This is a genomic window from Caldimonas sp. KR1-144, assembly GCF_049446155.1.
Taxonomy (GTDB): domain Bacteria; phylum Pseudomonadota; class Gammaproteobacteria; order Burkholderiales; family Burkholderiaceae_C; genus Rivibacter.
Window position 1 is genome coordinate 105,892 of the sequence record NZ_JBMSEE010000002.1, and the last position, 21,865, is coordinate 127,756.

The following is a 21,865-nucleotide window of genomic DNA, read 5'->3' on the forward strand; positions in this document are numbered from 1 at the left end:
CAAGCGATCTGAATCACAGGAATACGGAGAAAACTCATGGCAGCAAAAGACGTCGTGTTCGGCGGTGAAGCCCGCGCGCGCATGGTCGAGGGCGTGAACATCCTGGCCAATGCGGTCAAGGTCACGCTGGGCCCCAAGGGCCGCAACGTGGTGCTCGAGCGTTCGTTCGGCGCCCCCACCGTCACCAAGGACGGTGTCTCGGTCGCCAAGGAGATCGAGCTCAAGGACAAGCTCCAGAACATGGGCGCCCAGATGGTCAAGGAAGTCGCTTCCAAGACCTCGGACAACGCCGGTGACGGCACCACCACCGCCACCGTGCTGGCCCAGGCCATCGTGCGCGAAGGCATGAAGTACGTGGCCGCGGGCATGAACCCGATGGACCTCAAGCGCGGCATCGACAAGGCCGTCACCGCCCTGGTCGCCGAGCTGAAGAAGGCCTCGAAGGCCACCACGACGAGCAAGGAAATCGCTCAAGTGGGCGCGATCTCGGCCAACTCGGACGAGTCGATCGGCAAGATCATTGCCGACGCGATGGACAAGGTCGGCAAGGAAGGCGTCATCACCGTCGAAGACGGCAAGTCGCTGGACAACGAGCTCGACGTCGTCGAGGGCATGCAGTTCGACCGCGGCTACCTGTCGCCGTACTTCATCAACAACCCCGAAAAGCAGTCGGCGATCCTCGAGAACCCGTTCGTGCTGCTGTTCGACAAGAAGATCAGCAACATCCGCGACCTGCTGCCCACGCTGGAGCAGGTGGCCAAGGCCGGCCGCCCGCTGCTGATCGTCGCTGAGGAAGTCGAAGGCGAGGCGCTGGCGACCCTGGTCGTCAACACCATCCGCGGCATCCTGAAGGTCGTGGCCGTCAAGGCGCCGGGCTTCGGCGACCGTCGCAAGGCCATGCTCGAGGACATCGCCATCCTGACGGGCGGCAAGGTCATCGCCGAGGAAGTGGGCCTGACGCTCGAGAAGGTCACGCTGGCCGACCTGGGCCAGGCCAAGCGCGTCGAGGTGGGCAAGGAAAACACCACCATCATCGATGGCGCCGGCGCCGCTGCCGACATCGAGTCGCGCGTCAAGCAGATCCGCATCCAGATCGAGGAAGCCACCAGCGACTACGACCGCGAGAAGCTGCAAGAGCGCGTGGCCAAGCTGGCCGGCGGCGTGGCCGTCATCAAGGTCGGTGCCGCCACCGAAGTCGAGATGAAGGAGAAGAAGGCCCGCGTCGAGGACGCCCTGCACGCCACGCGCGCTGCGGTGGAAGAGGGCATCGTCGCCGGTGGTGGCGTCGCGCTGCTGCGCGCCCGCCAGGCTGCCGGCGAGATCAAGGGCGACAACGCCGACCAGGACGCCGGCGTCAAGCTGATCCTCAAGGCGATCGAAGCCCCGCTGCGCGAGATCGTCGCCAACGCCGGCGGCGAGCCGAGCGTGGTGATCAACGCGGTGCTCAACGGCAAGGGCAACTACGGCTTCAATGCCGCCAACGACACCTACGGCGACATGATCGAGATGGGCATCCTGGACCCGACCAAGGTGACCCGCACCGCGCTGCAGAACGCCGCGTCGGTGGCCTCGCTGATGCTCACGACCGAGGCCATGGTCGCCGAGGCGCCGAAGGACGAAGCGCCCGCGGCCGGCGGCATGCCGGGCGGCATGGGCGGCATGGGCATGGACATGTGATGTCCGCCTGAGTCGTTTCTTCGATTCAGCAAAAGGGCTGCCGGAAGGCGGCCCTTTTTCTTTGCGGGACCGGCAGTACAACAGCGCGGTCGCCGGCGGGATGCGGTCGTCCGATCGATGGCCCAACCGACAGCCGAGCGACAGTGCCGGCGCCGATAATCGGCTCCGAGCGACCGTTTGTCGCCGTTTTCCCCATCATGCCGATACCTGCACCGCTGCAGCGGGCCCTCGACGAACTGCTGTCCGGGGTGCCTCGCTGGATGAGCCGCCTGGCGCACGAGACGCGCGGCCAGCTTCAGTCGCCCACCACCACGCGCAGCCTGCGCGGCACCGCCGGCGCGCCGCTGTTCGACGCCGAGGTCGCGGTGCACCAGCACCATCCGCTGTGGGCGCGCCGCGTCGCCGAACTGCTGGAACAGCGCTGGCGCGCCGACTTCGAGGCGCCGCTGGCGCCCACCGCGACGCGCCGCGCCACCCCGCGCTCGCTCGACAGCCTGAGCCTGGTCGACGAAGACCAGGCCGACGAGAACGTCGAGCTGCTGCGCATCGTGCAGGCCGTCGAGTCCAGTCACGACGCCGTGCTGCGCGAGCTTCAGGCGCGTGCCGCCACGCTGGCCGGTCACGACCGCGTGCGCGCCGAATCCAATCCGCTGCGCCCCGACCTCCTCGCGCGCGTGGTCTGGGACGCCGCCGGCGTGCTCGGCCTGGCCGGGCCGGCACGGCTGGCCCTGCTGCGCGCGCTCGCGCAGCCGCTGATCGACGCGCTCGGCCGCCTCGCCACGGACGCGCTCGCGCGGCTCGAAGCGCAAGGCGTCCAGCCGGCCGCCTGGCGTGCCCACACCTCGCGCGACCGCCGCGTGCCGACGCCCGTGTCCTCGGGTTTCGACGTCACGCGGCCCGGCGCGCTCGACGCCTTGCGCGTGCGCATGCGCCCGCAGCTGGGCACCCCGACCACCGGCAGCGGATCGCTCGAGGCGCTCGACGCCGACGTGCTGCGCATGCTCGGCGCGGCAGCGCCCGGCGCCGGCGATGCGGCGCTGGTCAACCGCGTGCGCGAGCGCTTGCCGCTCCTGGAGGCGCTCGCGCGCGACATCGCCGATCGCCAGGTGATGGAGCTGATGGCCGGTCTGGTCGAGGCGTTGATCGGCGACGCGGCGCTGCGCATGCCGGTGCGCGCGGCGCTGGCGCGGCTGCAGGTGCCGCTGCTGCGGCTGGCGCTGCGCGAGCCGGCCTTGCTCAACGACTACACCCATCCGGCGTGGCGCTTGCTCGAGCGCCTGGGCTCGCACACGCTGGGCTTCGACGACGACGCCGACCCGCGGCTGGGCGCGCTGATGCAAGGCGTCGACGCGGTCTGCGCCGAGTTGGCCGGCGGCCGGCGCGCCGACGCGGCCGCGTTCGCGCATGCGCTGGAGCAGTTCGAGGCGCTGGCGCGCGCCGACCTCGACGCCGAGCGCCTCGACGCGCGCGAGCTGATTGAGCGGCTCGAGCGCACCGAGCGGCGCAGCGCGCTGCGCGTCGGCCTGCGCCGCATGGCGCAAGCGCACGTGCACCACGCCCAGGCCGAGCCGCTGGGCCGCGGGCAGCTGACGGCCGCGCGTGTCGATGCGCAGCTCGCGGCGTTTCTCACCGGCCCGTGGGTCGACGCGATGGTCGAGATCGCGCTGCGCGACGGCGAGGACTCGCCCGCCGCGCGTGCTGCGGTGGCCCTGGTCGACGACGTCCTCGACAGCCTGCGCCCGATCCGCGGCAGCGGCGAGCGCGAGCGCCTGATCGCGCGCGTGCCGGCCATCGTGCAGCGCATCGAGCAGGGCTGCGCGCTGATCGGCCTGCCCGCGGGCGAGCGCCAGGCGGTGCTGGACCTGCTGATGAATCGCCACCGCGAGCTGCTGCGCGGCGACCTGCTGCGCGGCGAGCTGCCGATGGCCGCGCCGCCCGGCCTCGAGCCGCAGGAGATCGTGCGGCGCCTGCGTGCGGAAGACGAGGCCCAGGCCGGCCCGTCGGCCGTCGGCGGCGACACGGCCTTCGACGTCGGCTCGCTGCCGACCGTGCCGGCCGCGCTGCTCGACGAGGTGGCCCTCGGCGCCGCGCCTGGCGACTGGCTGCGCCGCCTCGAGCCGGGCACCTGGCTGCGCCTGGTCGCGCGCGGCTGCTGGACGGCCGCGCGCCTGCTGTGGGTCGGGCCGGCGCGCGAGATGTGGCTGTTCAGCGATGCGCGAGAAGGCCAGACGCACGCGCTCACGCGCAGCGCGCTGGAGCGGCTGGTCGCGCTCCAGCTCGCCGCGCCGCTCGAAGAGCGCAGCCTGCTCGAGCGCGCCGTCGACCGGCTGCTGGCGCAGGCGCGCTGACTACACAAGCTCACATCTGGGGACGGCGCCGCGCCCCGCATGGAGGTACACCAGGGCATGCCGTTTGCTCTGGTCTGCGCCTTTTGCGCGAAGACAAGTCCCGTCCGATGTCCGTTGCCGACCGTTTGATCCAGAACCTTCGAGCGCCATGGCCGCTCGTCACCTGCCTAGCGCTCGCGATGAGCGCTCCCGCCTGGGCCGAAGACCCGCCGCGTGCGACCTTGCTCGACCCCGGCGACACGGGCCTGCGCGACGACCTCGCCTGGCTGGCCGACCGCCGCGTGATCGACCTGACGCAAGGCCAGTGGCCGATCGCCGCGGCGGTCGTGATCGACGCACTGCGCGCCCAAGCGCCGGATGCGCCGTTGACTGAAGCCGACCGCGACGCGCTGGCGCGCGTCGAGCAGGCGCTGCGTCACGCGAGCGCGGCCGCGTCGCTGGCCTTCGGCGTCAACACCGCGCGCCATGTGCCGGTCGGCGCCGCCTGGCCCCAGCGTGCGCGCGGCACGGCGACGGCGACGGCACGCCTGGCCGGCGAGTCCTGCGCCGGGCAGCTGAGCATCAACATGCGCTCCGAGCCGCTGGGCCACGACGACGACGGCCCCGGCATCGACGGCAGCTACGGCGCCTGCATCGGCGAGTTCGCGCTCGCGGCAGCGGGCCAGTTCGACCGTTGGTGGGGACCGACCCGCTATGCGGCGCCGATCCTGGGCAACGTCGCTGCGCCGCAGGCGAGCCTGCTGCTGCGCCGCGCGGCCGACAGCGCGCCGGTCAGCGAGTGGCTGCAGTGGATCGGGCCGTGGAGCTGGGAGCTGTCGGTCGCCCAGCCGCGCGACTACCAGCCGGCGCGGCCGAAGGCGATCGGCATGCGGCTGACCGTGCGGCCGCTGCCCGGCCTGGAACTGGGCGCCGCGCGCTACCTGTACTGGGGCGGCGAGGGCCGCAGCGAAAGCCCGGGCTCGCTGTGGCGCGCGCTGACCGGCTCGCGCTCCAACATCGACGACGTTGCGCAAGACGGCCCCGATCCCGGCAACGAAATCGCCGGCCTCGACGCGCGCTGGGCCGTGCCGCTCGGCGACTCGACGCTGATGCTCTACGGCCAGATCGCCGGCGAGGACGAGGCGGGCTACTTGCCGTCCAAGCGCTTCGGCACCGTCGGCGCGCAATGGCGACACCTGGTCGGCGCCGACCGCTGGCAGTGGACGCTCGAGGCCACCGACACGCGCATGAGCGCGCTGTTCGGGCTCGACGGCGCGAGCCTCGGCCCGGTCTACACGCACTCGACCTACGTGACCGGCCACTACCACCAGGGCCTGCCGATCGGCGCCTTCACCGGCGGCGGCGCGCGCATCGTCGTCGCCGGGCTGGACTGGACGCGCACCAGCGACGCGACGCAGCCGCGCGTCGAGGCGCTGTTGTGGCACGGTCGCATTGCCTCGAACGGGCAGGTTGGCATCAACCAGGCCTTCCCCGGCGACGGCGAGATCTACGGCGCCAGCCTCGCGCTGCACGCCAGCATGCCGCGCTGGCGCTGGCGCGTCGCGCTGGACGCGCAGCATGCGCCGGCCACCGGGCGGGCGGACTGGGGCGTGATCGGACGCGTCGAGTTTCCCTGGGACGCGCGCCCGTAACATCGCGCCGATGCGCCGCTGTCTCGCTGCTTTCGTCCTGTCTGTTTGGTTCGCGGCGAGCTGGGCGCAAGCGCCCGCCGGCACGCCGCTGGCGCGCCCGAAGGTCGGCCTCGTGCTGTCCGGCGGCGGCGCGCGCGGCCTGGCGCATGTCGGCGTGCTGAAGGTGCTGGAGCGCGAACGCGTGCCGATCGACGTGATCGCCGGCACCTCGATGGGCGCGATCATCGGCGGCCTGTACGCCAGCGGCATGAGCGCCGAGCAGCTCGAGCGCGAGCTGCTCAAGGTCGACTGGGACGGCCTGTTCGCGAGCCGCGTCTCGCGCCAGGAGCTGTCGCAGCGGCGCAAGGAAGAAGACTACGAGATCGCGCCCGCGATCGAGGTCGGGCTGCGCGACGGCGAGTTCCGCGTGCCGCTGGGCACGGTCTCCAGCCGCGGCCTCGAGCTGCTCCTGCGCCGCTACACGCTGGCGGTGCGCGACGTGCGCGACTTCGACCGCCTGCCCACGCCGTTTCGCGCCGTCGCGACCGACATGGAGACCGGCCAGCCCGTGGTGTTCAAGGAGGGTGACCTCGCGCTGGCGCTGCGCTCGAGCATGAGCGTGCCGGGCGTGTTTTCGCCGACCGAGATCGACGGCCGCATCCTCGGCGACGGCGGCCTGGTCGACAACGTGCCGGTCGACGTCGCGCGCGCGATGGGCGCCGACATCGTGATCGTCGTCAACGTCGGCACGCCGCTGGCCAAGCGCGAGACGCTGGGCACGCTGCTCGGCGTGACGGCGCAGATGATCAACATCCTCACCGAGCAGAACGTGCAGCGCAGCCTCGCCTCGCTGACGCCGCGCGACCTGCTGATCACGCCGCCGCTGGGCAGCCTCACCTCGGCCGACTTCGCGCGCTCCGCCGACTTCTTCCAGCTCGGCGAACTGCAGGCCAACGCGCAGGTGCTGCAGCTGGGCGACTTCGCGGTCGGCGAGGCGGCGTACCGGCAGTGGGCCGCCGCGCGCGCGCAGCCGCCGGGCGATCGCCCGCCGCTGGCCTTCGTGCGCTTCGAGGGCAGCGAGCTCACGCACCCCGAGCGCTTTGCCGCGCAGCTCGAGACGCAGCCCGGCCTGCGCTTCGATCCTGCGGCCGCCGAGCGCGACGTGCGCCGGCTCGCGGCCAGCGGCGACTACGACCGCGTCGACTTCCAGATCGTGCACGCCAGCGACGGCGTCGACGGCGTCGTGTTCGCGCTCGACGACAAGGCCTGGGGGCCGAACTACTTCAAGGTCGGCCTGGACCTCAGCACCGACTTCAGCGGCGAGAGCGACTTCAACATCAAGATCTCGCACAACCGCCACTGGCTCGACGCCAACGGCAGCGAGTGGCGCAACATCGTGCAGATCGGCTCGCAGCCGACCTGGTTCAGCGAGTTCTACCGGCCGCTGCGCTGGAGCGAATCGCTCGGCTGGGACTGGTTCATCGCGCCGGCCGGCGTGATCCGCCGCGAGCAGTTCACCACCTATGCCGGCCCCGAGGGCCCCGAAAGCGGCCGGCTGCGCCGCACCACAGAAGGCCTGGGCCTCGACCTCGGCCAACCCTGGGGCCAGTTCGGCGAGCTGCGCCTGGGCGCCTACGTGCGGCGCTGGACCGACAAGCCGCTGCTGATCGGCGAGGGCTACACCGGCAGCACCGAGTCGCGCACGCGCCGCGAGCAGGGCTTGCGCGTGCGCGCGACGATCGACCAGCTCGACTACGCGTTCTTCCCTCAGTCCGGCTACCGCGTGCAAGGCGAGCTGGCCGGCGGCGCGCTGCGCGAGTCGGGCAGCTCGAATGCCGACCACTACACGCGCTTCGAAGGCGACGGCAGCATTGCCTTCACGATGGCCAGGCGCCACACCGTGAGCGTCTACGCGCGCACGCAGATGGCCGGCGGCGCGGCAGTGCAGGGACAGGGCCTGTACAACCTGGGCGGCTTCCAGAACCTGTCGGGCTACAAGCCCGGGCAGGTCGAGGGCAACTACCTGGTGTTCGGCCGCCTGAGCTACTACTACCGGCTCGCGCCGGTGGCGCTGACGCGCGGCATGTTCGCCGGCGTCACGCTCGAGGCCGGCAACGCCTGGAGCCGGCGCGACGACGTGAGCCTGGGCGGGCTGCGCAGCGGCTTCAGCGCCTTCCTCGGCGCCGACACCGGCATCGGCCCGCTCTACTTCGGCCTGGCCTGGGCGCCACGCGGCGACGCGGCGGTCTACCTCTTCCTCGGCCGGCCTTGAGGCCGTGATGCCCTGAGGTTTGAGGATGGGCGGCGCGTGCGCACGACGCCACGATGCGGTTCGTCACATTCGCGCGGGGCCGATTCACGCGAGCTTCATCGGTCGCTGCTGTGATGCGGCTTCGTCACAGGAGAGCGCATGCCCGCCGAGCCGATCGACATCGTCAGCTTCGACTTCGTCCGCGCGACACGAACCCCCGCGGCGCGCAAGCTGCTGCGCCATTCTGAAGGCGACGCGCCGGTGATCGAGCAGCCGATCCGCATGGTCTCGTGCGACACGCCCGAGAAGAGCGGCTACGCCGGCCGACCCGAACTGGCGCAACGCAAGCTCGACGAATGCCGCGCGCGGCTCAAGGGCGACTTCTACAAGGCGCTGCTGCCCAAGGGCCTGCGCAACCACCTGATCGACAAGCTCGACGACGGCGCGGCGGCGCGCCACATCGCCGCCGGCGAGCGCGCCAGTGCCGAGTTCGACGCGCTGCTCGAGCGCCGACTGCTGCGCGACGACGGCAGCCGGCGCTCGCTCGCGGTGATGCCTACCGGCGAGATGGTCGACACCTACGGCCGCCTGCTCGCCTACTTCGCGCCGCACTTCGGCGGCGCCGAGCCCTTGCCGCCGCGCAGCGATGCGCGCCGGCGCACGCTCAACCTGGACATGGTTGCCTCGGGCTGGGCGGCCTTCTTCCCGGTCTATCCCAGCCTGCCGTCCAACGGCGATCTCGAGCTCGCGGTCGGCGAGGCCGAGGCCGCCTGGAAGAAGAAGCGCGGCGCCTGGGACGAGTTCGGTCGCGGCCTGCTGCTGGCCTACGAGTACCGCGCGTGCATCAAGCTGGCCGACGCGCAGCGGCCCGAAGACGGCGTGCGCGCCGCCTTCCAGCGCTGCTGCGTCGATCTGCGCAGCGGCCGCGACCTGGGCCCGTACGGCTACTGGGACGTGCCGCCGCCGTACCGGCTGTGGTACTGGCAAGCCGATTCGCTGCGGGCGCGCAGCGACCTCGGCCTGGCCTGAACTAACCGCGCAGCGTCCACAGCAGCGCGAGCCCCCAGGCGATCAGCGCGGCACCGCCGGCGCGCGCGATCCAGTGGCCGGCCGGCGCGAGCTTCTCGATCATCACGTAGACCGCCAGCCCGGCGATCCAGCCCAGGTTCATCACGCCGCCGACGAACAGCAGCAGCATCAGCACCCAGCAGCAGCCCACGCAGTAGGCGCCGTGGCGCCAGCCCATCGCGAAGGCGCCGCGCCGCCCTTCGCGCCATTGCGTCAGCACGAACTCCAGCGGCGAGCGGCAGCGGCGCAGGCAGTCGCGCTTGAGCGGCGTCCACTGGTAGGCGCCGGCGCCGATCAGCAGCCCCGCGGCCAGCGCGATGCTGCTCGTCTCCATCATCGGCGACAGCAGCGCGGCGCGTTCGAGCGCGAACTGCAGCGCGACGGCCGCGACGCTGAAGGCGCCCCAGACCGCGAGATAGCCGGCCGCGAAGGCCAGCGTGCCGGGCGCCGGCGCACCGGCGGTACCGGCACGCCGGCGCGCGATGCTGGCGTACAGCAGGATGGTCGGCGCCGCGCCGGGCAGCATCATCGCGACCATCATCACGGCCCACATCGCCAGCATCACCGCCGCGTGGCCGGCGGTCCACGGGCCGGACGACATCGGCATCAGCATGCCGTCCATCTCTTCCATCGTGCCGGCGCCGGCCAGCAGATAGCCCCAGGCCAGGCCGACGGCCGCGAGCAGCCCGCCGGCCACGACGACCCGTTCGCGCTGCAGCAGCCGCTGCAGCCAGGCGGCGGCGGGCACGCCCGCGCCGGGTGCTGCCACCGCCCGGCCTCAGGCCACCACGCCTTGCGGCGTTTGCGTCACGTTGGCCAGGGTCGCGTGGCCGCCCTTCGTCTCGAACTGCAGCGCCCCGCTGCTGCGGATGTTCGACGAGGCGATCTCGCCCTCGATGTGCTCGAAGCCCTCGGGCATCACGACCTGCACGCGGTGCGGCGCGCCGGTGACCGGGTTCTTGATCGGCTCGACCTCGGTCTCGAGCACGCCGGGAATGCTCAGCCGCGCGACGCGCCCGGGCTTGTCGAACTCGAACGTGAACGGGGCGAACACCGGGTCGTGCAGCTTGACCACGATCAGGCTGACGATGTTGAACAGCGTGCCTTCGGCCGAGTGCTGGCCCGACAGGATGGCGAGCAGCGCGTCGCGCTGCGCGGGGCTCGCGCGCTCGTCGATGATGGGCTGCGCATGGCCGTTGCCCTCGTGCAGCGCGCCGGGGAAGGACACCGTGACCGCGAAGCACAGGCCGTCAAGGCCGACCTCGCCGAAGTGGCCCTTCGTGATGCGCATGCCCACCAGCCCCTTGCACCAGCCTTGCGTGGGCCGGGCATTGAAGTCGCACGGGCAGCCCCACGCGCAACTGCAGTTCTTGATCCATTCGCCTTCGAGGCGCCAGTCTGCTTGAGCCATGGTCGGACCTCCTGCCGGCGAGCGCGCCGCGCCGGTCGCGCGGCGTGACCACCATCCATGCAAGTTAGGACCGTGCCGGCGCCGCGTCAACCGGCCAGCGCACGCTCGATCGTCGCGATCACCGCCTGCGGCTGCTCGTGCAGGATCCAGTGCGTTGCGCCGGGCACGCGGATCAGGTCCATGCGCGGCACCCAGCGCTCCAGGCCGTCGAGCAGGGCCGGCGGCAGCGCGGTGTCGGCCTCGCCCCACAACACCGTGGTCGGCACGTGCACGGTGACCTGCTCGTCGCTCAGGTGCACGCGCTGCGCCGCGTCGTCGCTCGCGCTCGGCGGGCGCAGCGGGGTCGCGCGGTAGTAGTTGAGCGGTCCGACCAGGCCGCGGCCGGGCTCGCTCGATCCGTCGCCGCGCCACACGGCGCGATAGCGCTCGCGCAGCGCCTGGGTGAGCCACTGCTCGCCGCCCATGTTGGTGAAGAAGGGCCACAGCCGGGCGAAGTCGTTCTCGGCCAGCAGCGCGGCGGCGTCGGGCCGTGCGAGGAAGTTCATGTAGGCGCTGGCCGCCTGCTGCGCCGGGTTGCGCTGCAGCTCGCGCGCGAACGTTCCCGGGTGCGGCGAGTTGATCATCACCAGCCGCTCGAGCAGCTGAGGTTGCGCGATGCCGAGATTCCAGGCCACCGCGCCGCCCCAGTCGTGCGCGACCACCGCGGCCGCGCGGCCGTCGGGCGCGAGCGCCTCGATCAGCGCGACCAGGTCGGCCATCAGCGCCTTGGCGCGGTAGGCCTCGGGCTCGGCCGGCGCCGAGCTGCACTCGTAGCCGCGCAGGTTGGGCGCCACGGCGCGATAGCGCGCGCCGAAGTGCGCGAGCAGCTCGTCCCAGATGAAGGCGGCCTCGGGAAAGCCGTGCAGGAACACGATCAGCGGCGCGCCGGGCCGGCCCGCGGCGCGGCAGCTCAGGCGGATGCCGTGCGGCAGCGCGAGGTCGAAGGTGTCGATGCCGGGGGTGTCGCTCGCGGCGCAAGGGCTCATCGCGTCTCCTGAACGCCCGTCGGGGGCGGGCTGCGCGCGAGTATCCGGGCCGCGCGGGCGGCGCCTCGTCACGCAGGCGACGCCCAGCCGTGCAGCGTGAGGGCCAGGTCATCGAGCCCCTGGCGGTTGAGCGCGGAGAACAGCAGGATGCCGATGTCGGCGTTCTCGGTCGCCAGGCCATCGAGCAGCGGCTGCACCGCGGCGACGGCCTTGTGCTGTTCGCTGCGGTTGAGCTTGTCAGCCTTGGTGAGCACCACGAGAAGCTTGACCTCGCCGGTCGCCACGCGCGGGCCGACGAACTCGAGCAGCTGCCGGTCGAGCGGCGTCAGGCCGTGGCGCGAGTCGACCAGCATCACCACGCCGTGCAGCGGCCGGCGCTGGGCCAGGTAGTCGGCCATCACCTGCTGCCAGCGCAGCTTGGCGGCGCGCTCGACCGCGGCGTAGCCGTAGCCGGGCAGGTCGGCCAGCAGCGCATCGGGCGCGTCCCTGGGGCCGACCTCGAACAGGTTGATGTGCTGCGTGCGCCCCGGGGTCTTGGACGCGAAGGCCAGGCGCCGTTGCTGCGCCAGGGTGTTGATCGCGGTCGACTTGCCGGCGTTGGAGCGGCCGACGAAGGCGATCTCCGGCAGCTCGGAGGGCGGCAGCTGGTGGAGCTGGGCTGCGGTGGTGAGGAATCGGGCGCTGTGGGCCCAGGCGAGCGCGTCGCGCGCGGCGGTCGAGGTCGGCTCGGTCATTCGGCATTGTAAAATCGCCGATTGCGCTTGGGGCCGCGCCCGTGCGCAGCGCTGTTTTCCTCGCGGAACCATCCGATTTCGCCCATGAAGCCTGCCCTGTCGACGTTCCTGCTGGCCGCCGCGATCAGCGCCTTTGCCGTTGTGCCGGCGCATGCCGAGACCGCGAAGCCGAGCGCCAAGCCCGACCTGAAGAAGGGCGAGGCCATCTCCACGCAGGTCTGCGCCGCCTGCCACACCGCCGACGGCTCGCGCGGCAGCCCGGCCAACCCGATCCTGCAGGGCCAGCACCCCGAGTACCTCGCCAAGCAGCTGTCCGAGTTCAAGTCGGGCAAGCGCGACAACGCGATCATGAAGGGCATGGCCTCGACGCTGTCCGACGAGGACATGAAGAACGTCGCCGCCTTCTACGCCACCAAGCAGGCCAAGCCGGGCTTCGCGAAGAGCAAGGACACGGTCGCGCTGGGCGAGAAGATCTTCCGCGGCGGCATCGCCGACCGCAACGTGCCGGCCTGTGCCGGCTGCCACAGCCCCACCGGCGCCGGCATCCCCTCGGTCTATCCGCGCCTGGCCGGCCAGCACGCCGACTACACGCAGGCCCAGCTGCTCGGCTTCCGCGACGGCGGGCGCAAGAACAACGCGCAGATGTCGGGCGTGGTCGCGAAGATGAACGACCGCGAGATCAAGGCCGTGGCGGATTACATCGCCGGCCTGCAGTGATCGCGCTGCATTGAGCTAGCGCATGCGAAGAGGGCCGGCCATGCCGGCCCTTTGCTTTGGGGGCTTACGCTCCGCAACAGCGGCCGATGACGGTCGCTTCGGATAATCGCCGCATGTCTGCCGTCACCACCTCCGGCATCGTCGTCTCATCCCGCTCGCGAGCCTTGCGCGAGGCGGTCGAGGTCGTGTCCTCGATGCGCTTCGCGATCGCGCTGCTGAGCGTGATCTGCATCGCGTCGGTGATCGGCACCGTGGTGCGCCAGGGCGAGCCGTTTCCGAACTACGTCAACCAGTTCGGCCCGTTCTGGGCGCGGGTGTTCGACGCGGCGGGGCTGTACACGGTCTACAGCACCTGGTGGTTCCTGCTGATCCTGGCCTTCCTGGTGATCTCCACCAGCCTGTGCATTGCGCGCAACCTGCCCAAGATCAATCACGACCTGCGCACGTTCAAGGAGCACCTGCGCGCGTCGAGCCTGAAGGCCTTCCACCATCGCGCGCACGGCGAGCTGGCGATGGGCCGCGACGCGGCGATCGCGCGCGTCGATGCGCTGCTCAAGGCGGGTGGCTGGGCCGCGCGCGCGCAGACACGCGCGCCGGCCGAGGGCCACGCGGGCGGCGTGATGGTCGCGGCGCGCCAGGGAACGGCCAACAAGCTGGGCTACCTGTGCGCGCACTCGGCGATCGTGCTGGTGTGCATCGGCGGCCTGCTCGACGGCAACCTGGTCGTGCGCGCGCAGATGGCCTTGACCGGCAAGCTGCCCTACCGGGGCAGCGGCGCCATCTCGAGCGTGCCGCCCGAGCATGTGCTGAGCGCGGCCAACCCGACCTACCGCGGCAACGTCTTCGTCGCCGAGGGCCAGCGCACCGGTACCGCGGTGATCCAGCTTGGCGACGGCATCGTGCTGCAGCCGCTGCCGTTCGACATCGAGCTCAAGAAGTTCATCGTCGACTACTACGACACGGGCATGCCCAAGCTGTTCGCCAGCGAGGTGCTGATCCACGACCACGAGACCGGCAAGACGACGCCCGCGACGATCAAGGTCAACGAGCCGGCCATCGTCCACGGCGTGGCGGTCTACCAGTCGAGCTTCGACGACGGCGGCTCGAAGCTCACGCTGAAGTCCTGGCCGCTCGCGCCCGGCGCGCCGGCGGCCGAGCTCCAGGGCGAGGTCGGCGCGAGCCAGCCGCTCGCGCTGCCCGACGGCATGGCGACGCTCGAGCTCACCGGGCTGCGCGTGATCAACGTCGAGAACCTCGCCGCGGCCTCCGGCAGCGGCGCGACCGACGTGCGCAAGGTCGACCTGGTGCAAAGCCTCGAGAGCCATCTCGGCTCGGGCGCGCGCACGCGCACCGAGAAGACGCTCACCAACGTCGGCCCGTCGATCAGCTACAAGCTGCGCGATGCCGCGGGCCAGGCGCGCGAATTCAACAACTACATGCTGCCGATCGAGCTCGACGGCCAGCGCGTCTTCCTTGCCGGCGTGCGCGACAACCCCAACGAGGGCTTTCGCTACCTGCGCATCCCCGCCGACGAGACCGGCGGTCTCGACGGCTGGATGCGCCTGCGCGCGGCGCTCGGTGACCCCGCAGCGCGCGAGGAGGCCGTGCGTCGCTACGTCAAGCTGGCCGCGCCGACCGACCGGCCCGAACTCGCGCAGCAACTGGCGATCTCCGCGCAGCGCGCGCTGTCGCTGTTTGCCGGCGCCGAGCCTGCCAAGAGCGGCGCGCAGCCGGCCGGCGGCCTGCAGGCGATCGCCGACTTCCTCGACGCGAACGTGCCGCAGGCCGATCGCGCGCGCACCTCGGACGTGCTGATCCGCATCCTCAACGGCAGCCTGTTCGAGCTGGTGAACCTTGCCCGCGAACGCGCGGGCCTGAAAGCCCTGGCGACCGACGACACCACGCAGGCCTTCATGACCCAGGCCGTGATCTCGCTGTCCGACGCGATGCTGTATCCCGCGCCTGTGCTGTTGATGCCGACCGGCTTCGACCAGCGCCAGGCCAGCGTCTTCCAAGTCACCCGCTCGCCGGGCAAGAACCTGGTCTACCTCGGCTGCGCGCTGCTGATCGTGGGCGTTTTCGCGATGCTCTACATTCGGGAACGCCGGCTGTGGATCTGGCTCGAAGACGCAGGCGAAGGCCGCACGCAGGTGACCACTGCGTTGTCGTGCACGCGCCAGACGCTGGACACCGATCGCGAGTTCGAGCAGTGGAAGCAGGCCCTGCTTGATCAGGACGCCGCAACGGCTACAGCGAACCCAGCCGCACGCAAGGACGCTCCATGAACACCACGACTTCCCCGACCCCGACCACCACGCTGGGCAGCGTCAGCCTCGGCCGCCCGGGGGCTTTCAGCAAGCGTTCGGCATTCGACTGGATCTACGCCGCGCTGGTCGTGCTCGGCGCCGGCTACGCCTTCAGCCGCTACGGCCAGTCGATGGACGTCTACGAGCGCGGCATCCTGGTCGGCGCGGTGCCGCTGACGATCTGGCTGGGCTGGTTCTGGTCGCCGCTGCGCGTGCTGGTGCTGGGCGTCGCGGCCGCGAGCCTGCTGGTGATCGGCCAGTACGCGCAGGCCACCGACGGCTTCGGCGCCGACCTCGCCGCCGGCCAGCAGCACTTCCTGCTCAAGTGGTTCCTCGCCAGCCAGAGCGCGATCCTGTGGATGGGCGTGCTGGTGTTCCTGAGCACGCTGCTGTACTGGGCGGGCCTGTTCGCACAGCGCGCCGGCCAGCAGGCGGGGCAGGCCAACACCGCGCTGCGCCTGGGCTCGGGCTTCGCGTGGGGCGCGGTCTTCATGGCCCTGGTCGGCACGATGGTGCGCTGGTACGAAAGCCACCAGATCGGGCCCGACATCGGCCACATCCCGGTCAGCAACCTGTACGAAGTGTTCGTGCTGTTCACCTGGCTGACGACGCTGTTCTTCCTCTACTTCGAGTCGCGCTACGAGCGCCGCGCCGGTGCGGGCCAGGTCCGCGCGCTGGGCGCCTTCGTGATGTTGGTGGTCAGCGCGGCGGTCGGCTTCCTGCTCTGGTACACGGTCTCGCGAGAGGCGCACGAGATCCAGCCGCTGGTGCCGGCGCTGCAGAGCTGGTGGATGAAGGTCCACGTGCCGGCCAACTTCGTCGGCTACGGCACCTTCGCGCTGGCCGCGATGGTGGCCTGGGCCTACCTGCTCAAGACGGCCAGCAAGCGAGCGCTGGGCATCGCCTTCGTCGCGGTGCCCCTCGCGGTGGCCGCGATCCTGGGCGGCTTCATGGCCGCGGGCGTCTCGCCGGACGTGCAAGGCGCGCTGGTCAAGAGCCTGCGCATGGTGGCGGGCGTGGCCGTGTTCGGCGCGCTGACGCTCGGCCTGCGCGATGCGATCGTCGCGCGATTGCCGGCGCTCGAGGTGCTCGACGACGTGATGTACAAGGCCATCGCGGTCGGCTTCGCGTTCTTCACGATCGCAACAGTGCTCGGCGCGCTGTGGGCCGCCGAGGCCTGGGGCGGCTACTGGAGCTGGGACCCGAAGGAGACCTGGGCGCTGATCGTCTGGCTCAACTACGCGGCCTGGCTGCACATGCGGCTGATGAAGGGCCTGCGCGGCGGCGTCGCGGCCTGGTGGGCGCTGATCGGCCTGCTGGTCACGACCTTCGCCTTCCTGGGCGTGAACATGTTCCTGTCGGGCCTGCATTCCTACGGCGAGCTGTAAGGAGCGCACCGGTCGGCACGACTGACGGGCATGGCGTCAGGCGCGCGGCGGAACTCGATGGCGAATCCGCGGCTCCGACAGCCTTCGACGGAGCGACTCCCATGCTGATTCCCAAGGACCGCGCGCAAGGCTTCGTTCACGCCCTTGCGTCCGAGATCACCCCACGCTCGCTCTACGAACAGCGGCGCGATTTCCTCAAGACCCTGGCGGCCGGCTCGGCCGGCGCCGTGCTCGCGTCCTGGGCCGCGCGCGACGCGCGCGCGCAGGCGGCGGCCGTGGCCCGACCCAACAAGCTGGCCGCGCTGGCGGGCGTGCGCAGCAGCGTGCCCGGCGCGGTGACGATGGACAAGCTCACCGCCTACGGCGACGTTGCGAGCTACAACAACTTCTACGAGTTCGGCACCGACAAATCCGACCCGGCGCGCAATGCCGGCAAGCTGCTCACGCGGCCGTGGACGGTCTCGATCGAGGGCGAGGTGAAGAAGCCGCAGACGATCGGCATCGAGGAGCTGCTCAAGCTCTCGCCGATGGAAGAGCGCATCTACCGGCTGCGCTGCGTCGAAGGCTGGTCGATGGTGATCCCGTGGGTGGGTTATTCGCTCGCCGAGCTGATCAAGCGCGTCGAGCCCACGGGCAATGCCAAGTACGTCGAGTTCCACACGCTGGCCGATCCCAAGCAGATGCCCTACGTGCGCTCAAGCGTGCTCGACTGGCCCTATGTCGAGGGCCTGCGCCTCGACGAGGCGATGCATCCGCTGACGCTGCTGGCCTTCGGCCTCTACGGCGAGGTGCTGCCCAACCAGAACGGCGCGCCGCTGCGGCTCGTGGTGCCCTGGAAGTACGGCTTCAAGAGCGCGAAATCGATCGTCAGGATCCGCTTCGTCGAGCAGCAGCCCAAGACGGCCTGGGTCAAGGCCGCGGCGCAGGAGTACGGCTTCTATTCGAACGTGAACCCCAAGGTCGACCATCCGCGCTGGAGCCAGGCGACCGAGCGGCGCATCGGCGAGGACGGCCTGTTCCAGAAGAAGCGCCCGACGCTGATGTTCAACGGCTACGAGGCGCAGGTCGGCCAGCTGTATGCGGGCATGGACCTGGTCAAGAACTACTGAGCGGGCCATGCCGATGTCGGCCGCCACGAACCTTGCCTCCGCCCGGGGCCCGGCCCCATCGGCCCCAGCGCGCCGCGGGGTCAATGCCTGGCTGTCGCATCGCGCCGCCAAGCCGATCGTCTTCGCCGCCAGCCTGCTGCCGTTCGCATGGCTGCTCTACGGCGCGATCGCCAACACGCTGGGCGCCAACCCCGCCGAGGCGCTGATCCGCTCGCTGGGCGACTGGACGCTGCGCTTCCTGTGCCTGACGCTGGCGATCACGCCGCTGCGCCAGGCCACGCGCTGGCACGCGCTCGCCAGGCTGCGCCGCATGCTGGGCCTGTTCACGTTCTTCTACGCGAGCTGGCACCTGCTGGCCTACGGCTGGCTCGACATGGGGCTCGATCCGGGCGAGATCGCCAAGGACATCGCCAAGCGGCCGTTCATCCTGGTCGGCTTCTCGGCTTTCGTGCTGCTGCTGCCGCTGGCGGCGACCTCGTTCAACCGCGCGATTCGCTGGCTCGGTGCGCCGCGCTGGCAGGCGTTGCATCGCGCGGTCTACGCGATCGCCGGGCTCGCGATCCTGCACTTCTTCTGGATGCGCGCCGGGAAGAACGACTTCGCCGAAGTCGCCGTCTACGCCGCGATCCTGGCGCTGCTGCTCGGCGCGCGGCTGTGGCGGCGCCTGGCCATCAAGCCCTAGCCGGAATCTCGCGCGGCTGGCCGTCGCGGTCGATCGCGACGTAGGTGAGGGTGGCTTCGGTCACCTTGCAGACCACCGGGTCGGCCGGGTTGCGCTCTGCAAAGACGGCCACGTGCACGGTCACCGAGGTGCGGCCCACGCGCTCGACGCGGGCATAAAAGCTCAGCAGGTCGCCGATCGAGACCGGCTGCTTGAAAATGAACTCCTTGACCGCCACCGTGGCAATGCGTCCCTTGGCGATGCGCGCCGGCAGCACCGAGCCGGCGAGGTCGACCTGGGCCATGATCCATCCGCCGAAGACGTCGCCGTTGCCGTTGGCGTCGGCGGGCAGCGGCATCACCCGCAGCACGAGTTCCATGTCGGTGGGCAGCAGGGTGGGGGCGCAGGCGTTCATGGGTCGGTGCGTTGATGTGCGGTGGCGTGCGGTGGTGCACGAGGCAGGAATTGTGAGACATGCGAGGACATGAATCGGCCGTGCGCGCGGCAGTGGTCGCCCCCGGCGGGGTCGAACCCGCGCCCAAGCGCTCCGACTGGGCGACGCTCGGCCAGCTGCTGCCGTACTTCTGGCAGTACCGCTGGCGCGTCGGATTCGCGTTGGCGTGCCTCGTCGCCGCCAAGGCGTCCAACGTCGGCGTGCCGATCCTGCTCAAGGCCCTGGTCGATGCGCTCGACATCAAGGCCGGCGACGCGCGCGCCGCGCTGGTGGTGCCGGTCGGTCTGTTGCTGGCCTACGGCCTGCTGCGCCTGTCCACCTCGGTGTTCACCGAGTTGCGCGAGCTGATCTTCGCCAAGGCTTCCGAAGGCGCGGCGCGCCACATCGCCTTGCAGGTCTTCGGCCACCTGCACGCCTTGAGCCTGCGCTTCCACCTCGAGCGCCAGACCGGCGGCATGACGCGCGACATCGAGCGCGGCACGCGCGGCGTGCAGTCGCTGATCTCGTACTCGCTCTACAGCATCCTGCCGACGCTGGTCGAAGTGGGCCTCGTGCTGGCCATCCTGGCGGTCAAGTTCGAGGCCGCGTTCGCGTGGATCACCGGCGCGGCGCTGCTGGCCTACATCGGCTTCACCGTCAGCGTGACCGAATGGCGCACCAAGTACCGTCGGCAGATGAACGAGCTCGACTCGTCCTCGCACACCAAGGCCATCGACTCGCTGCTGAACTACGAGACCGTCAAGTACTTCAACAACGAGGCCTTCGAGGCCAAACGCTACGACGAGAGCCTGGAGGCGCTGCGCCGCGCCAAGCTCAAGTCGCAGACCACGCTGTCGATGCTCAACAGCGGCCAGCAGCTGATCATCGCGGTGGCGCTGATCGCGATGCTGTGGCTGGCGACCGAGGGCGTCGTCGCCGGGCGACTAACGCTCGGCGACCTGGTGATGGTCAACGCCTTCATGATCCAGCTCTACATCCCGCTGAACTTCCTCGGCGTGATCTACCGCGAGATCAAGCAGGCGCTGGCCGACCTGGAGAAGATGTTCGCCTTGCTCGAGCGCGAACGCGAGGTGCGCGACGCGCCGGGCGCGCGGCCCTTGGCGCTCGACGCGCCGCCGACGGTGCGCTTCGAGCACGTCGGTTTCGGCTACGAGCGCGAGCGCGAGATCCTGCACGACCTGAGCTTCGAGATCCCGGCCGGCCACACGCTCGCGGTGGTCGGGCCCTCGGGCGCCGGCAAGTCGACGCTGGCGCGCCTGCTCTACCGCTTCTACGACGTGAACGCCGGCCGCATCACGGTGAACGGCCACGACCTGCGAGAGCTCACGCAAGACAGCGTGCGCCGCGCGATCGGCATCGTGCCCCAGGACACGGTGCTGTTCAACGACACGGTGGCCTACAACATCGCCTACGGACGCCCCGGCGCGAGCCGCGAGGAGATCGAGGCGGCCGCACGCGCCGCGCGCATCCACGACTTCATCGTCTCGACGCCCAAGGGCTACGAGACCATGGTCGGCGAGCGCGGGCTCAAGCTCTCGGGCGGCGAAAAGCAGCGCGTGGCGATCGCGCGCACGCTGCTCAAGGACCCGCCGATCGTGATCTTCGACGAGGCCACCTCGGCGCTCGACTCGGCCAACGAGCGCGCGATCCAGTCCGAGATCAAGCGCGCCGCGCGCGGCAAGACCGCGCTGGTGATCGCGCACCGGCTGTCAACCGTGGTCGATGCCGACTGCATCCTGGTGCTGGAGGCCGGCCGCCTGGTCGAGCAGGGCACGCATGCCGAACTGCTGGCCAAGGGCGGGCGTTATGCGCAGATGTGGGCGCTGCAGCGCAGCCACAGCGAGGAAGCGGCTGCTTAGGCCGTAGCCAACCAGCGCTGCAGCTGCGCGCTCACCTCGGCGCGGTTCAGCAACTCGAGGTGGTTGATGCCTTCGCCGACCCATTGCCGGTGCTCGTCGAAGGCCAGCGTGCGCGCCGGGTCCCGGTGCCGCCCGAGCGCGCTGTCCAGCGGCACCAGCCCGTCGCCGAGCAGGCGGTCCTTCAGGTCGCTGCCTTGCCGTCCGATCCTGCCGGCCACCGCGTAGCAGCGCACGCCTTGCGGCAAGGGCAGTGGCCGGCGGCGATCCGCGCCATGCGCGAAGCGGTCGTGGCCGGCCCAGTCCTCGTCGAGCAGGTTGCCGTGGCGAAGGTCGGTGACGCCGGCGCTGCGCAGCTTGCCCAGGCGCGCGAACGGCGCGACGTAGGGCGTCGCGCCGAGTGCAAGATCGACCCAGTGGCCGGCGCGTTCCAGCGGCGCGCCGTGGTTCGGCGTGCCGAGCAGCACCAGGTCGCGCAGCCGCGCCGGCCAGCGGTGGCCGGCCTGCGTCGCGTAGTGCACGGCACTGCGCGCCACCAGGCCGCCCATGCTGTGGCCGAGCAGCACGAGGCGTTCGACCGGGCGCGGCCAGTGCTCGAGCAGGCGCTCCAGCTGCTGCGCCAGCGCGCGGCCATTGAGCGAGACGTGCAGGCCGCTGTTGTAGTGCAGGTACAGCGGCGTGAAGCCGAGTTCGCGCGCCAGCGCGACGCCGTGGTCGTGACCCTCGCGCGACCACTGCAGGTCGTTCATGCACAGGCCGTGGACCAGCACGAGCAGACGGTCCGTGGCCTGCGGCACGCTCGCCGCCAGGGCGCGCGGCTCCATCACCAGGGCGCGGCCGTCGCGACGCAGCGCCATCGCCGTGGCCAGGGGGTTCGCGGTTGCGGCGAGGTGGTCGCCGATCACGCCGTTGAGCGCCGCAACGATGGCCTCGCGCCGCGGACTCGGGTCGCGGGCCGTTGCAGCGGGGACCGGCAGGGCCAGCAGCGCGTCGACGCCGCCGCTCACCAGCCGGGTCACGCCGCGCACGGTGTTGTAGACCTGTGCGCTGATGACGCCGGCTCGCGGGTGTTCGTGCGGCGCGCCGCTGCCCGGGCGGCGGGCGATGCGCGCGTGCATCGCCTCCACCAGGTCGGTCAGCCCGACGGTGGCGTCGGCGGCCAGGCGCGCTGCGCCGCGCAGGTCGGCACGCCGCAGCGGTGCACGTGAGGTCATTGAAGCAGTGTGATGCCGGCGACTAGGCAGGGCACC

General features: G+C 71.1%; 17 protein-coding genes. 11 read left to right on the top strand and 6 right to left on the bottom strand.

Translation table 11 applies throughout. The annotated features are described in order from the left end of the window. Positions 1-36: 36 nt before the first annotated feature. The 5 genes from groL (at position 37) to ACO2TI_RS04410 (ending at position 8,915) form a co-directional block, all read left to right on the top strand. Positions 37-1,677, top strand: a complete 1,641-nt coding sequence (gene groL, locus ACO2TI_RS04390) for a chaperonin GroEL (RefSeq protein WP_423282237.1) — start codon at positions 37-39, stop codon at positions 1,675-1,677. A gap of 197 nt (positions 1,678-1,874) precedes the next feature. Continuing rightward, positions 1,875-4,025, top strand: coding sequence for a DUF1631 family protein (locus ACO2TI_RS04395; protein ID WP_423282238.1), 2,151 nt, complete (start codon positions 1,875-1,877; stop codon positions 4,023-4,025). Between the two features lie 179 nt (positions 4,026-4,204). Next, complete coding sequence (locus tag ACO2TI_RS04400; protein ID WP_423282239.1) at positions 4,205-5,656, top strand: capsule assembly Wzi family protein; 1,452 nt, start codon at positions 4,205-4,207, stop codon at positions 5,654-5,656. A 10-nt stretch (positions 5,657-5,666) separates the two neighbouring features. Beyond that, complete coding sequence (locus tag ACO2TI_RS04405; RefSeq protein ID WP_423282240.1) at positions 5,667-7,907, top strand: patatin-like phospholipase family protein; 2,241 nt, start codon at positions 5,667-5,669, stop codon at positions 7,905-7,907. 138 nt (positions 7,908-8,045) lie between these two features. Continuing rightward, on the top strand, positions 8,046-8,915 hold the full coding sequence (locus ACO2TI_RS04410) for a hypothetical protein (RefSeq protein WP_423282241.1): 870 nt from the start codon (positions 8,046-8,048) through the stop codon (positions 8,913-8,915). A gap of 1 nt (position 8,916) precedes the next feature. Here ACO2TI_RS04410 and ACO2TI_RS04415 read toward each other — a convergent pair whose 3' ends face one another. From ACO2TI_RS04415 to yihA, 4 genes are all read right to left on the bottom strand, one after another. Continuing rightward, positions 8,917-9,723, bottom strand: coding sequence for a DUF2182 domain-containing protein (locus ACO2TI_RS04415; protein ID WP_423282242.1), 807 nt, complete (start codon positions 9,721-9,723; stop codon positions 8,917-8,919). A gap of 9 nt (positions 9,724-9,732) precedes the next feature. Next, on the bottom strand, positions 9,733-10,365 hold the full coding sequence (locus tag ACO2TI_RS04420) for a DUF1326 domain-containing protein (RefSeq protein ID WP_423282243.1): 633 nt from the start codon (positions 10,363-10,365) through the stop codon (positions 9,733-9,735). An 86-nt stretch (positions 10,366-10,451) separates the two neighbouring features. Then, positions 10,452-11,390: an alpha/beta fold hydrolase gene (locus tag ACO2TI_RS04425; RefSeq protein ID WP_423282244.1), complete on the bottom strand. Its 939-nt coding sequence runs from the start codon at positions 11,388-11,390 to the stop codon at positions 10,452-10,454. A 68-nt stretch (positions 11,391-11,458) separates the two neighbouring features. Further along, entirely contained in the window at positions 11,459-12,124 is a 666-nt protein-coding gene (gene yihA, locus ACO2TI_RS04430) for a ribosome biogenesis GTP-binding protein YihA/YsxC (protein ID WP_423282245.1), read from the bottom strand. 84 nt (positions 12,125-12,208) lie between these two features. Between yihA and ACO2TI_RS04435 the strand changes: the two genes are divergently transcribed. The 5 genes from ACO2TI_RS04435 (at position 12,209) to ACO2TI_RS04455 (ending at position 18,326) form a co-directional block, all read left to right on the top strand. Continuing rightward, on the top strand, positions 12,209-12,841 hold the full coding sequence (locus ACO2TI_RS04435; protein ID WP_423282246.1) for a c-type cytochrome: 633 nt from the start codon (positions 12,209-12,211) through the stop codon (positions 12,839-12,841). A 113-nt stretch (positions 12,842-12,954) separates the two neighbouring features. Then, the gene (locus ACO2TI_RS04440; RefSeq protein WP_423282247.1) at positions 12,955-15,126 is read left to right on the top strand and encodes a cytochrome c biogenesis protein ResB; all 2,172 of its coding nucleotides are present in this window, start codon (positions 12,955-12,957) and stop codon (positions 15,124-15,126) included. Continuing rightward, positions 15,123-16,535 (top strand): c-type cytochrome biogenesis protein CcsB, encoded by a 1,413-nt coding sequence (gene ccsB, locus ACO2TI_RS04445; protein ID WP_423282248.1) that lies wholly within the window; start codon positions 15,123-15,125, stop codon positions 16,533-16,535. Before ACO2TI_RS04440 ends, ccsB begins: the two co-directional genes overlap by 4 nt. 101 nt (positions 16,536-16,636) lie before the next feature. After that, the gene (gene msrP, locus ACO2TI_RS04450; protein ID WP_423282249.1) at positions 16,637-17,644 is read left to right on the top strand and encodes a protein-methionine-sulfoxide reductase catalytic subunit MsrP; all 1,008 of its coding nucleotides are present in this window, start codon (positions 16,637-16,639) and stop codon (positions 17,642-17,644) included. Between the two features lie 13 nt (positions 17,645-17,657). Then, complete coding sequence (locus ACO2TI_RS04455; RefSeq protein ID WP_423283306.1) at positions 17,658-18,326, top strand: sulfite oxidase heme-binding subunit YedZ; 669 nt, start codon at positions 17,658-17,660, stop codon at positions 18,324-18,326. Here the strand turns inward: ACO2TI_RS04455 and ACO2TI_RS04460 are convergent. After that, positions 18,316-18,720, bottom strand: coding sequence for an acyl-CoA thioesterase (locus tag ACO2TI_RS04460; RefSeq protein WP_423282251.1), 405 nt, complete (start codon positions 18,718-18,720; stop codon positions 18,316-18,318). The genes ACO2TI_RS04455 and ACO2TI_RS04460 overlap by 11 nt on opposite strands. 59 nt (positions 18,721-18,779) lie before the next feature. Here ACO2TI_RS04460 and ACO2TI_RS04465 point away from each other — a divergent pair, with 59 nt between their 5' ends. Beyond that, entirely contained in the window at positions 18,780-20,618 is a 1,839-nt protein-coding gene (locus tag ACO2TI_RS04465; protein WP_423282252.1) for an ABCB family ABC transporter ATP-binding protein/permease, read from the top strand. Here the strand turns inward: ACO2TI_RS04465 and ACO2TI_RS04470 are convergent. After that, entirely contained in the window at positions 20,615-21,829 is a 1,215-nt protein-coding gene (locus ACO2TI_RS04470; RefSeq protein ID WP_423282253.1) for an esterase/lipase family protein, read from the bottom strand. The genes ACO2TI_RS04465 and ACO2TI_RS04470 overlap by 4 nt on opposite strands. Positions 21,830-21,865: the final 36 nt, after the last annotated feature.

Coding starts and splice junctions, on each gene's coding strand:
- ACO2TI_RS04410 (WP_423282241.1), top strand. CDS start 8,046: ATGCCCGCCGAGCCGATCGACATCGTCAGCTTCGACTTCGTCCGCGCG.
- ACO2TI_RS04405 (WP_423282240.1), top strand. CDS start 5,667: ATGCGCCGCTGTCTCGCTGCTTTCGTCCTGTCTGTTTGGTTCGCGGCG.
- ACO2TI_RS04470 (WP_423282253.1), bottom strand. CDS start 21,829: ATGACCTCACGTGCACCGCTGCGGCGTGCCGACCTGCGCGGCGCAGCG.
- ACO2TI_RS04425 (WP_423282244.1), bottom strand. CDS start 11,390: ATGAGCCCTTGCGCCGCGAGCGACACCCCCGGCATCGACACCTTCGAC.
- msrP (WP_423282249.1), top strand. CDS start 16,637: ATGCTGATTCCCAAGGACCGCGCGCAAGGCTTCGTTCACGCCCTTGCG.
- ACO2TI_RS04435 (WP_423282246.1), top strand. CDS start 12,209: ATGAAGCCTGCCCTGTCGACGTTCCTGCTGGCCGCCGCGATCAGCGCC.
- ACO2TI_RS04455 (WP_423283306.1), top strand. CDS start 17,658: ATGTCGGCCGCCACGAACCTTGCCTCCGCCCGGGGCCCGGCCCCATCG.
- yihA (WP_423282245.1), bottom strand. CDS start 12,124: ATGACCGAGCCGACCTCGACCGCCGCGCGCGACGCGCTCGCCTGGGCC.
- ACO2TI_RS04460 (WP_423282251.1), bottom strand. CDS start 18,720: ATGAACGCCTGCGCCCCCACCCTGCTGCCCACCGACATGGAACTCGTG.
- ACO2TI_RS04465 (WP_423282252.1), top strand. CDS start 18,780: ATGCGAGGACATGAATCGGCCGTGCGCGCGGCAGTGGTCGCCCCCGGC.
- ACO2TI_RS04420 (WP_423282243.1), bottom strand. CDS start 10,365: ATGGCTCAAGCAGACTGGCGCCTCGAAGGCGAATGGATCAAGAACTGC.
- ACO2TI_RS04440 (WP_423282247.1), top strand. CDS start 12,955: ATGTCTGCCGTCACCACCTCCGGCATCGTCGTCTCATCCCGCTCGCGA.
- ccsB (WP_423282248.1), top strand. CDS start 15,123: ATGAACACCACGACTTCCCCGACCCCGACCACCACGCTGGGCAGCGTC.
- ACO2TI_RS04400 (WP_423282239.1), top strand. CDS start 4,205: ATGAGCGCTCCCGCCTGGGCCGAAGACCCGCCGCGTGCGACCTTGCTC.
- ACO2TI_RS04395 (WP_423282238.1), top strand. CDS start 1,875: ATGCCGATACCTGCACCGCTGCAGCGGGCCCTCGACGAACTGCTGTCC.
- groL (WP_423282237.1), top strand. CDS start 37: ATGGCAGCAAAAGACGTCGTGTTCGGCGGTGAAGCCCGCGCGCGCATG.